Annotated in this window: 10 protein-coding genes and 2 tRNA genes; 11 read left to right on the top strand and 1 reads right to left on the bottom strand. The window is 34.3% G+C overall.

Annotated elements, in window-relative coordinates:
- The first annotated feature begins 74 nt into the window (after positions 1-74).
- The 5 genes from BHX94_RS10610 to BHX94_RS10590 all read left to right on the top strand — a co-directional run bounded on the left by BHX94_RS10610 (position 75) and on the right by BHX94_RS10590 (position 6,466).
- Positions 75-995 carry a DUF2232 domain-containing protein gene (locus tag BHX94_RS10610; protein WP_111746537.1) on the top strand — a complete coding sequence of 307 codons (921 nt, stop codon included), beginning with the start codon at positions 75-77 and terminating at the stop codon, positions 993-995.
- 24 nt (positions 996-1,019) lie between these two features.
- Positions 1,020-2,987, top strand: coding sequence for a DHH family phosphoesterase (locus BHX94_RS10605; RefSeq protein WP_111746535.1), 1,968 nt, complete (start codon positions 1,020-1,022; stop codon positions 2,985-2,987).
- Positions 2,988-2,989: 2 nt separating this feature from the next.
- Positions 2,990-3,436 (top strand): 50S ribosomal protein L9, encoded by a 447-nt coding sequence (gene rplI, locus BHX94_RS10600; RefSeq protein ID WP_111716932.1) that lies wholly within the window; start codon positions 2,990-2,992, stop codon positions 3,434-3,436.
- A gap of 18 nt (positions 3,437-3,454) precedes the next feature.
- The gene (gene dnaB / locus BHX94_RS10595) at positions 3,455-4,852 is read left to right on the top strand and encodes a replicative DNA helicase (RefSeq protein ID WP_099581677.1); all 1,398 of its coding nucleotides are present in this window, start codon (positions 3,455-3,457) and stop codon (positions 4,850-4,852) included.
- 318 nt (positions 4,853-5,170) lie between these two features.
- Positions 5,171-6,466 carry an adenylosuccinate synthase gene (locus tag BHX94_RS10590; protein ID WP_111746533.1) on the top strand — a complete coding sequence of 432 codons (1,296 nt, stop codon included), beginning with the start codon at positions 5,171-5,173 and terminating at the stop codon, positions 6,464-6,466.
- A gap of 82 nt (positions 6,467-6,548) precedes the next feature.
- Here BHX94_RS10590 and BHX94_RS10585 read toward each other — a convergent pair whose 3' ends face one another.
- On the bottom strand, positions 6,549-7,436 hold the full coding sequence (locus tag BHX94_RS10585; protein ID WP_096077738.1) for a YitT family protein: 888 nt from the start codon (positions 7,434-7,436) through the stop codon (positions 6,549-6,551).
- Between the two features lie 132 nt (positions 7,437-7,568).
- Between BHX94_RS10585 and BHX94_RS10580 the strand changes: the two genes are divergently transcribed.
- The 6 genes from BHX94_RS10580 (at position 7,569) to BHX94_RS10555 (ending at position 12,546) form a co-directional block, all read left to right on the top strand.
- A tRNA-Glu gene (locus BHX94_RS10580) sits at positions 7,569-7,643 on the top strand.
- Between the two features lie 17 nt (positions 7,644-7,660).
- A tRNA-Asp gene (locus BHX94_RS10575) sits at positions 7,661-7,733 on the top strand.
- A gap of 169 nt (positions 7,734-7,902) precedes the next feature.
- On the top strand, positions 7,903-8,604 hold the full coding sequence (gene yycF / locus BHX94_RS10570; RefSeq protein ID WP_096077737.1) for a response regulator YycF: 702 nt from the start codon (positions 7,903-7,905) through the stop codon (positions 8,602-8,604).
- 6 nt (positions 8,605-8,610) lie between these two features.
- Positions 8,611-10,449, top strand: coding sequence for a cell wall metabolism sensor histidine kinase WalK (gene walK / locus BHX94_RS10565; protein ID WP_096077736.1), 1,839 nt, complete (start codon positions 8,611-8,613; stop codon positions 10,447-10,449).
- Entirely contained in the window at positions 10,442-11,755 is a 1,314-nt protein-coding gene (locus tag BHX94_RS10560) for a YycH family regulatory protein (protein ID WP_170120831.1), read from the top strand. Before walK ends, BHX94_RS10560 begins: the two co-directional genes overlap by 8 nt.
- A complete protein-coding gene (locus BHX94_RS10555; RefSeq protein WP_111746529.1) occupies positions 11,755-12,546 on the top strand; it encodes a two-component system regulatory protein YycI in 792 nt (263 codons plus the stop codon). Before BHX94_RS10560 ends, BHX94_RS10555 begins: the two co-directional genes overlap by 1 nt.
- Positions 12,547-12,557: the final 11 nt, after the last annotated feature.

Here is a 12,557-nt window from a genome sequence, read left to right as displayed (position 1 = left end):
ACATACATTGAGGTATTTTAAGTAAAGTTGTAAAATAGAATAGTTATAGAAATATTCTTAGAAAGTGAGAATTTATGTTGAAGATTGATTTAAGTAAGACGATTGTCGTTACGATGATTATGATGATGGTAACGTTACTGATAAATTTCCTGCCGTTTATGGCATTCATTATCGCACCGTTTCTGCTTATACCGACTGTATATTTGTTCTGTAAGTCGCGTAATAGTTTTTATATCATGAGTTTAATCGTAATACTCATAACTATTTTTATGTCGATATTTACGATGCAGGTCATAATGGGATCGATATTTGCTGGATATATCATTGGTCAATTACTGATAGAACGTACATCTAAAGAACGCATGCTTTATATCCTTACAGTTTTTTATAGTATATATACACTTGTATCGATTATCTTCCTTCAGTTAACTGACTATTTACCTAAAGTGCAGACTTGGTTTAAGCCAACAATTGATATTTATAATGAATACTTATCTAAAGGCGTTAAAGAAGGTACAATTCCTGCTTATCAGTTAGAGATGTTTAATACAAGTATGAATGAAGTGATTAAACAAGTACCTGGAATTGTTATTTTATCGCTATTTTTATTAGCCTTATTACAATTGGTGATAACTTTACCTGCATTACGCCAGTTTAAGATTGCGACACCCAACTTTAGATCATTATATACATGGCAGATGCCGAAAGTACTATTAATCATTTATTTATTTGTACTATTAGCGCATTTTGGAATTTCAGAAACTGATTATGTTCCTCTCGGAATCGTGATAAACTTAAGATATGTATTAGAGTGGATGTTATTCATTCAAGGATTATCTTTATATAGCTATTTTATAAAGATGAGAAAAATTCATCTGATTGTTAAAGTTTTTATATTCTTTATCGCGTTTTTATACGCTCCCATTACTCAACTTTTCGGAATTATTGATTTGATGGTAAACTTAAAGAAAAGAATACCGAAAAAGTTTAAGTAATAAATAATTTAATGAGGTGTCACAATGAATAGGAAGTACAATAAGCAAACATTAATTATGCCATTTATTGTTATGTGTCTCGCAGCTTTTATTGTTACAGGAATACTTTATACGGTACATCCTATGACAGCGACGGTTTCATTCGGCATACTTTTTGTCATCACGTGCATCAGTCTTTTCTATTTAAGATATGGTATCAGACACAATGAATCTTATATTGCGAATTTATCAACATCTATTGATAAGGGAAAACGTTATGCAATAAGCGAATTACCCATCGGTGTTATTCTTTTAGATGAAAATGAGCATATTGAATGGCATAATCATTTTATTAATGAGAAGATTAATGCTCCTATTATTTCTGAATCTATTCATAATTTGTTCCCTAATTTGCTGAATCAACTTAAAAATACAGGTGTAAATGAAGCCACTGCCAACTTTGAATCATACAAATTTAAAGTAAAATATGGTGAAGATTTAAACACTTTGTATTTCTTCGATATTACCGATAAAGTTGAAATAGAACAATTATACGATGAAGCTAAGCCTATTATAGGGATACTGTTCCTGGATAACTTCGATGAAATTACACAAAACATGGCTGATGCGCAACGTACGGAAATTAATAGTATGATGTCGACTGAAATTAATAAATGGGCTGAAGAGAATAACGTATATATTAAACGTTATCAATCAGATCAATATATGATGTTCTTTAATCAAAAGATCTTACATAAGATTGAAGAGACAAAATTTAATTTATTAGATACTATTCGTGAAAAAAGTCGAGAAATCAAAACGCATATCACACTGAGTGTTGGCATTGGTGAAGGCTCTGAAAATTTACTGGATCTTGGTACATTAGCGCAATCAAGTTTAGATTTAGCACTTGGTCGTGGTGGTGACCAGGTAGCGATTAAGAACATGAATGGAAATGTTCGATTCTATGGTGGTAAAACTGATCCTATGGAGAAACGTACACGCGTTAGAGCACGTGTTATCTCTCATGCACTCCGCGATATTTTAATCGAAGGTGAAAACGTTATTATTATGGGACATAAACGTCCTGATATGGATGCGATCGGTGCTGCAATTGGTGTTGCACGCTTTGCTAAGATGAACAATTTAAAGGCGAATATCATTCTAAATGATTATGATGTTGATGATACTTTATCTCGTGTTATGGCTGAAATTGCAGAAAAACCTGAGCTCGATGAAATATTTGTGTCTTCAGAAGAAGCATGGAATTTAATGACGAAGAAGACGACATTGGTTATCGTAGATACACATAAACCTGAAATGGTGATTGATGAAAGTATATTAAATAAAGCGTATCGTAAAGTGGTGATCGATCATCATCGTCGTGGCGAATCGTTTATCGAGAGTCCATTGCTTGTATATATGGAACAATATGCGAGTTCTACAGCAGAACTTGTAACTGAATTACTGGAATATCAACCGACAGAACATAAGTTGACGCGTCTAGAGGCAACGGTAATGCTTGCCGGCATTATTGTTGACACACGTAACTTTACGCTGCGTACAGGTTCCAGAACATTTGATGCAGCAAGTTTCTTAAGAAACCATGGTGCTGATACGATTCTTTGTCAGCATTTCTTAAAGGATGATATTGAAACGTATATTAAACGTTCCGAAATTATTCGTACCGTGCAGTTAGAAGATAATGGCATAGCAATTGCGCATGGCCCGGTAGGTGAGATCATTCATCCGGTTATTGTTGCACAAGCTGCTGACGAGCTTTTGGGTATAGAAGGTGTTGAAGCATCTTTTGTGGTGGCAGAGCGAAAAGAGAATGTCATCGGTATTTCTGCCAGATCGTTAGGAGAAATAAATGTTCAGCTTGTTATGGAAAGTATGGGTGGCGGTGGTCATTTATCAAATGCTGCAACACAACTTGAAAATGTCACGATCAATGAAGCAATTTTGCAATTACAACAAACTATAAATGAACAAAGTGAAGGAGAAGATTAGTTATGAAAGTTATATTTACTCAGGATGTTAAAGGAAAAGGTAAAAAAGGCGAAATTAAAGAAGTACCAGTAGGTTATGCAAATAACTTCTTATTAAAGAATAAATATGCTGTAGAAGCTACACCAGGAAACTTAAAACAGTTAGAAGCACAAAAGAAACGTGTTGAGTTGGATAAGCAACATGAATTAGAAGAAGCGGAAAAACTAAAAGAGAAATTAGAATCACTGGAAGTAAAAGTAACTGCTAAATCAGGTGAAGGTGGCCGTTTATTTGGATCTGTAAGTTCTAAACAAGTAGCTGATGCTTTAAATAAGCAACACGGTATCAAACTTGATAAACGTAAAATGGACTTACATGATGGCATCAGAAGTCTAGGTTATACGAATGTACCTGTTAAATTACATAATAAAGTAAGTGGTACATTAAAAGTTCACGTTACAGCAGAATAAAATTTTTAGGAGGATAATATGTCAGATTATCTTGAAGGTAAGAAACTGCCTTTTAATTTAACAGCTGAGCAATCTGTATTAGGTGCTATCTTTATTGATAATGAAGTATTATCTTCTGTGCTTGAAACATTATTGCCGCTACATTTTTACAGACAAAGTCATCAGAATATATTTCAGGCGATGCTTACTTTATCTGAACAAAACGATGTTGTAGATATCATTACTGTTATGAATCAAATGACGCAGGATGGAACGCTTGAAGCGAGTGGCGGGGAACTTTATCTTATTGAATTGTCAGAGAAAGTACCTACTGCTAGAAACGTTGATTTCTATGTGGATATTGTTTATCGTGATGCCGTAAAGCGTCGTTTAATTCATGTTGCTGATAGTATTATGGCTGATGGATATAATGAGTCACTCGATTTGGAAACATTACTTGCAGATGCTGAAAAGCGTATTATGGAAGTGTCGACCAATCGAGGTGCAGACGGTTTTAAAGAAATTAAAGACGTGTTAACACAAGTCTTTAATAATGCGGAAGAACTTGATAATAATAAAGGCCAAACGCCTGGTATACCTACCGGTTATCGTGACCTGGATCAAATGACTGCAGGTTTTAACCGTAATGATTTAATCATTATCGCAGCACGTCCATCAGTAGGTAAGACAGCGTTTGCGTTAAATATTGCCACACAGGTGGCTACAAATGATCATCCGTATACAGTAGCAATATTTAGTCTTGAGATGGGTGCAGATCAACTTGCAACACGTATGATATGTAGTACAGGGAACGTTGATTCGAATCGACTGCGAACAGGACAGATGGACGGAGAAGATTGGAATCGTTTCACAGTTGCTGTAGGTAAATTATCTCGAACAAATATTTTCATTGATGACACGCCAGGAATTCGTATTACAGATATTCGTTCTAAATGCAGACGACTTCATCAGGAACATGGACTGGATATGATATTGATTGACTATCTACAGTTGATACAAGGTTCTGGAAGTCGCTCAAGTGAAAATAGACAACAAGAAGTGTCTGAAATATCTCGTATGTTAAAGGCATTAGCGCGTGAATTAGAGTGTCCTGTTATTGCCTTATCTCAGCTCTCTCGTGGCGTGGAACAACGACAAGATAAACGACCGATGATGAGTGATATTCGTGAATCGGGATCGATTGAACAAGATGCTGATATTGTAGCCTTCTTGTATCGAGATGATTATTATAACCGTGGACAAGGTGAAGATGGCGAAGAAGTAGAAGTTGATGCAGGTGCGCAAGATGAGAATGGTGAGATAGAAATTATTATTGCTAAGCAGCGTAATGGTCCTACAGGGACTGTTAAATTGCACTTCTTAAAGCAATATAACAAGTTTACTGATATCGATTACGCACATGCAGATATGATGTAAAAAAACTATAAAACACGTACTTTAAATCGATTAATATATTTAAAGTAGTGTTTTTGTTTGTAATTTACAAATAATTTTCAGGAATGTTTGTACTTATTATATTGATTTTTGAATAAAAATATTAAATTTCAAAACGAAAAAACAGTATAAATCAAATGAAATAAAGAAGATTATTCATTTATGCATTCCTAAATACATAAAACCTTATTTCATAAGGAAAAATTATGTATAATTATTAATGTTCGGTTTTTGGTTGATTTTTCATCTATATATTGATAGAATGGCTAAGGTTAGTCAAGAAAATTTGGAGGTGCACGCATGTCATCAATCGTAGTTGTTGGGACGCAGTGGGGAGACGAAGGTAAAGGTAAAATCACAGATTTTTTAGCTGAACAGGCAAATGTGATTGCTCGTTTTTCAGGTGGTAATAATGCAGGTCATACTATTAAATTCGGTGGAGAAACGTATAAATTACACTTAGTACCATCAGGAATTTTCTATTCAGATAAATTATCAGTAATCGGTAATGGCGTTGTTGTAGATCCGGTTGCTTTATTAAAGGAATTAGATGCATTAAATGAACGTGGTATAAGTACAGATAACTTACGTATCTCAAATCGTGCCCAAGTTATTTTACCGTACCATTTAAAACAAGATGAATTAGAAGAAGAAAAACGTGGCGACAATAAAATCGGTACAACGAAAAAAGGTATTGGACCGGCATATGTTGATAAAGTACAACGTATCGGGATCCGTATGGCTGATTTATTGGACGAAGAAACATTTAGAGCAAAGTTAGAAGAAAACTTAAATGCTAAAAATGAACTATTCGAAAAAATGTTCAATGCTGAAGGATTCACTTTTGAAGAAATCTTTGAACCTTACTTTGCCGCAGGACAACGATTGAAACAATATACAGTGGACACTGCAAAAGTATTAGATGACGCTTTCGAAGCAGAAGAAAAAGTATTGTTTGAAGGTGCACAAGGTGTGATGCTTGATATCGATCATGGTACTTATCCATTTGTTACATCAAGTAACCCGATTGCAGGTAACGTAACAGTTGGTACTGGTGTAGGACCGACTTTTGTTGATAAAGTTGTAGGCGTATGTAAAGCTTATACATCACGTGTAGGAGATGGGCCATTCCCAACTGAACTATTCGATGAAGATGGACACCATATCCGTGAAGTAGGTCGTGAATACGGTACAACAACAGGACGTCCACGCCGTGTAGGTTGGTTTGATTCAGTTGTATTACGTCATTCACGTCGTGCGAGTGGTATTACAGATTTATCAATTAACTCTATTGATGTATTAACAGGTTTAGAAACTGTTAAAATCTGTACAGCATACGAATTAGATGGTGAAATTATTACTGAATATCCTGCTAACTTAAATGCATTAAATCGTTGTAAACCAGTATTTGAAGAGTTACCTGGATGGACAGAAGATGTTACTAGTGTTAAGACGATGGAAGAATTACCGGATAATGCATGTCGTTATTTAGAGCGCATTTCTGAATTATGTAATGTTAAGATTTCTATCTTCTCAGTAGGACCAGATAGAACGCAAACAAACTTACTTGAAGATTTATGGCAAACAGATAAATAAGCTTTAATTAAATGATTAATATAAAAAATAGCAATAAAGGAATCTATTGAAATAGACTACTTTATTGCTATTTTTTATTGTTTTAATGGATATCTCTCTTTTTAAATCTTCCACCTTTAACTTCTGATACATTGCCGATTGCAACAAATGCATTTTCATCATAATGATTAACGATGTCTTTTAATTTAAATTCTTCTAAACGTGTAATGACACAGAAGATGACTTTCTTATCTTCGCCGGTATAAGCACCTTCTCCAGATAAATATGTAACACCACGTCCCAATCGGTCATTAATAGCATCACCAATTTCTTCGTGTTGATCACTTATAATCCATACTGATTTTGATTCATTTAACCCTTGCTGTACGATATCAATTGTTTTAAAAGCGATAAAATAGGCAATTACTGAATACATTGCTGATTCCCATGTAAAGATGAATCCGGCAGCAACATAGATGAAAAAATTAATAACCATAACGATTTCTCCAACTGAAAAAGGAGATTTATTACTAATAAGAATTGCAAGAATTTCAGTCCCATCTAATGAACCACCATAACGAATGACGAGTCCTACACCAAGGCCAAGAATCACCCCACCAAAGATAGTGACTAGAAATTTCTCATCTGCGAAAGGAGGAACAGGATGTAATAGGGCTGTCCCAATTGATAAAATAGTAATGGCATATAAAGTGGATAAAGCAAATGTTTTACCGATTTGTTTATATCCTAGGTAAAAGAATGGGATATTTAATAAAAAGATAAATAATCCAAGAGGTACTTTAAGTAAATGTGAAGCCATAATTGAAATACCTACAATACCTCCATCGAGTAATTTGTTAGGTACTAAAAAGAGTTCGAGTGCCACTGCCATGAGAATTGCACCTAAAGTGATGAAAGAAAAACGCTTAATCTTTTCTTTTAAAGGCAGCTTTTTGTGTTGCTTTACCACTTTTTCCAAGGGTATTGACATAACATGCTCCTTTCTTGATTAATACAGAGTGTATACATATCAATTATACTAAATTTTTTAATATTTCTTAAAAATAATGCTTGATAAATGTAAATTCAACATGCTATAATCAATCTTGTGCTATTAATTAATGGCCCCTTGGTCAAGCGGTTAAGACACCGCCCTTTCACGGCGGTAACACGGGTTCGAATCCCGTAGGGGTCACCATTTATTTTAATACGTAAGGTCCCGTGGTGTAGCGGTTAACATGCCTGCCTGTCACGCAGGAGATCGCGGGTTCGATTCCCGTCGGGACCGCTAATTAGTAAGGCAATTGCCTTACTCATTCATATTTAGAAGTTAGACTTTTGTCTAGCTTCTTTTTTTGTGATGTCGTATAAAATGCGACCTTATAGAAAAAAGTACAAAACAGTGGTAAATTATAGAGTAGGGTATTATTGAATTTTACCAGAGAAGAGGGACGCCAATGTCGAGAAAAATCGTTGTTGTAGATGATGAAAAACCGATTGCAGATATATTAGAATTTAACTTGAAAAAAGAAGGCTATGAAGTACATGTTGCTTATGACGGTGATGATGCTGTAGATCTTATCTATGATGTGCAACCAGATATCGTATTGTTAGATATCATGCTACCTGGTCGTGATGGTATGGAAGTATGTCGTGAAGTACGTAAGAAATATGATATGCCGATTATTATGTTGACAGCTAAAGACTCTGAAATTGATAAAGTATTAGGTTTAGAGTTAGGTGCTGACGATTATGTAACGAAGCCATTCTCAACACGTGAATTAATTGCCCGTGTTAAAGCGAATTTGCGTCGTCATTATACACAAGCTCAAACAGAAGAAAAAGAAGAGTCAACAGATATCGTTATTAAAGATATTATCGTTTATCCTGAAGCTTACTCTATTAAAAAGCGTGGCGTAGATATAGAGCTTACACATCGTGAGTTCGAGTTATTCCATTACTTAGCGAAACATATTGGTCAGGTGATGACGCGCGAACACTTACTGCAAACAGTATGGGGTTATGATTATTTTGGAGATGTGCGTACAGTGGACGTTACCATCCGTCGATTACGAGAAAAAATTGAAGATGATGCAAGCCATCCGGAATATATCGTAACACGTCGTGGTGTAGGATACTTTTTACAAACGCAGGAGTAGTGCAAAATGAAAACGTTATATAAAAAGCTTCAATCTTTACACATTAAGCTCGTTGTAATCTATGTATTACTTATTATCATCGGTATGCAGATTATCGGTTTATATTTTACGAATAACCTGGAAAAAGAGTTAACGAAGAATTTTGAAACAAATATTAACCAGCAAATAAAATCAATCAACTATGATATACGAAATATATATAAAGAAAATAAAAAAACACCGAATAGAATACAACGAGAGATTCAAAAGACTGTTGATGAATATGCATTGCGTACAGAAATCGATACGATTCGCTATGTTGATAATTCAGAAGTTATTTTAGCGACAAGTAACGATTCGAATCGTGAGAGTATTAATCAAAAGATTAATGATAGCCAGATTAAAACATCATTATCTCTAGGGAAAACGAATGATCGCGTAAAACTGCGTGATGACCCTGGCGGTAAAGTGCGTGTCTGGATTAAAAACTTTCCAATCAAAGATAATAATAAAATTTTAGGGGTTATCCATGTTGAGGAATCAATTGAACCGGTTTACACGCAACTTATGAAGATTAACAGTATCTTCATCATCGGTACAGGATTATCTTTATTAATTACTATTATATTAGGGTTCTTTATTGCACGAACGATTACTAAACCCATCTCAGATATGCGTAATCAGGCATTAGAGATGTCAAAAGGTAATTATACAAATCGTGTTAAAGTTTATGGAAACGATGAAATCGGTGAACTTGCTCTAACATTTAATAATTTATCAAAACGAGTACAGGAAGCGCAGGCGAATACCGAAAGTGAGAAACGTCGTCTTGATTCTGTAATTACACATATGTCTGATGGTGTTATTGCGACGGATAGACGTGGACGTGTACGTATTGTAAATGAAATGGCTTTAAAGATGCTCGATATGAATAAAGATGAAGTAGAAGGTCGTCACGTATTAGATATATTAAATATCGAAGAGCATTATTCATTAGATGAATTACAGGATATCGCTGGTGGTATCATTATTGACCTTAATGAGAAAGAGCAGTTAATAGTACGTGCGTCATTCTCTACAATTATTCAGGATACTGGATTTATTACGGGTTACATTGCTGTATTACATGATGTTACTGAACAACACCATGTTGAGAATGAACGTCGTGAATTCGTAGCCAACGTTTCGCATGAATTACGTACGCCGCTTACATCGATGCGTAGTTATATTGAAGCTTTAGAAGAAGGTGCATGGAAAGATGATGATTTAGCACCGCAATTCTTAAGCGTTACACGTGAAGAGACGGATCGCATGATTCGTCTTGTAAACGATTTACTGCAGTTATCTAAGATGGATAATACAGATGATCATCTTAATAAAGAACTGATTGATTTTAATATGTTTATACATAAAATTATTAATCGTTTTGAAATGTCAGAAGGTAAAAATGCTACGTTTATCCGTGATATACCGAAAAACGGTATATTTGTCGAGATTGACCCTGATAAGATGACACAAGTATTTGATAACGTCATTACCAATGCATTGAAATATTCTAAAGGTAAGAAAAAAGTTGAATTCCACGTGAAACAAAATACTTTATTTAATCGCATGACCATTCAAATTAAAGATAATGGTATTGGAATTCCATTAAATAAAGTAGATAAAATCTTTGACCGCTTCTTCCGAGTAGATAAAGCACGAACACGAAAGATGGGTGGAACCGGATTAGGACTTGCCATTAGTAAAGAGATTGTTGAGGCACATAATGGACGTATTTGGGCAAATAGTAAGGAAGGTTTCGGGACATCAGTATATATTACACTTCCATGCGAAGTATTAGATGATGGTGATTGGGATGTTTAAAAGTATCTTAAAAGGGATTATTTTGTTAACGCTTGTCATATCAAGTATCGTACTAACATATAAAATCTGGAACTTTAGACCGAACCTTGCCAATATCGAAACGTCTATTACTAAAACAAATACAGCACTTAGTCCAAAAAATGTAGATGATATCAATAGTATTTTTCTGCCCTATCAAGTCGTTGTATATTCAGATAATAATGTACTTGGTACAACAGATAAGGATATGTTAATTGAATTTGTTAAACGTATTTCAAGTTTAAAAGTTTCAGACATTAGCGATAAAAATCAAGGTATCTCATATATGTCGAAATCATTAAAAGATAAATTTGTTATGTTAGACTATGCCGGTAATTTACCAGTTGCTATATATTTGACTGATATTTTAGAGGATACTGTAAAAGAGGATAGTAATGCTCAATTTAAACGCATCATTATTGATAGCCATAAAAAACAAAATCTTATTCTTTATATGATGACGAATGATAATCGTATGTTAGAGATTGAAACAAATGGTTCTAGTAAGGCATTTAATACATTGGTAAGATCGTCTCGTAAATCGATGGAGAGTTATATAGGCGTTATTACTAATGAAAGAACAACTGATGAATTGACAAGTTTGTATGTACCGGAGAAACCGAAACAAACGCAAGCATATAGCTATCTGGCGGATAACATTAATGTTGATAACATTAATAAAGCGGTACTCGGTGATAAAAATAGTATCATTGAACGTTCTGACAATAATCGTTCTAAAACTTACAATTCAAACACAGGTATTGTAAAGATGACGAATAATGAAAACTATAAATTTAATAATTTATCAGAAGTCGATCATGATAAACCAAATCCGATGAATAACTTAATTAATTCATTTAATTTTATTAGTGAACATCGCGGATTTACGGATGATTATCGTTATTTTGGAGTAAGAGATGCGGATAGTGCAATTAAGTATCAAATGTTCTTCAAAGGATACCCGGTATTCAATCGTCGTAACTTATCTGAGATAGATATTATTTGGGGAGACGATAACGTATATGAATATAAACGAGGACTGTATACTACAAGTGTTGCAGTGCCGGCAAAAGAAAAAGTCAAACAACTTCCGACAGCTGAAGAAGTACGTTTTTCATTAGCATCAAATAAACATTATCATTTTGAACGTGTATCGAACATGATGATTGGTTACAAAATGGAACGCTCAGATGAAGAAACCATCCAGTCAACATTGTCATTTAAACCTGCATGGTTTATTAAATATAATGATGAATGGAAAGAGTATGATAATGGGAGGCTGAAATAATGGATTGGAAACATGCCACATCGTTATTTATTTTTGTATTCCTGATTATCAATATTGCGCTCGGCTTTATCTATCATGAGAAAGTTCAACGTGCAAATATTGTTGAAGATGCTAAACACGAGCGTATTGATTTTGATAAAGAAGGTATAAAGTTGCCGGAACTACCTTCTGCTAAGCATGTGATGATGAATATTATGTCTGCAAAGAGTGCTGGATTTACAGAAAACTCAGCTGACTTTGACAAGAAAAGCGACGAATTAAAAACAGTCGTAACAAGAGAAGTAAAACCAAAAATAAAATTATCTAAAATCGAAGAAAATGCGATAATTAGTGGGTTAAAAGAGTATATCATTACTGAAATAGATAAAGGAAAAGAATATACACTTAGTGGAATAGATAGAAAAAAACATATTCTTTACTTTGATCAAGTATATGGCAAGTACCCGATTCTAAATAATGATAAAGCACAGCTCGTATTTCGATATAATGATAATAATGAAGTGACAACTTATAAACAAACCTATCTTAAAGATATACAAGAAGGACTAGGAAAGAATAACGAAAAGAAAAAAGTGATTCCAGCGAAAGAAGCGATTGAAGTATTGTACTATAAAACAGCTTTAGAACGTGGGGATACAGTGACATCAGTGAGGCTTGGATACTATTCAATCGTACGAGAAGTACGTGGACAAGTGTTGAAGCCAACATGGCAAATCGCTGTACGAAAAGCAAATGGTACGTCGACTACTTATTATGTAGATGCTGTGAATCCAGAGCAACCAATATTGTAAATTAAGTGAGT

This window comes from Macrococcoides bohemicum (genome assembly GCF_003259675.1).
GTDB lineage: Bacteria > Bacillota > Bacilli > Staphylococcales > Staphylococcaceae > Macrococcoides > Macrococcoides bohemicum.
This window is presented reverse-complemented; position numbering and strand designations above follow the sequence as displayed.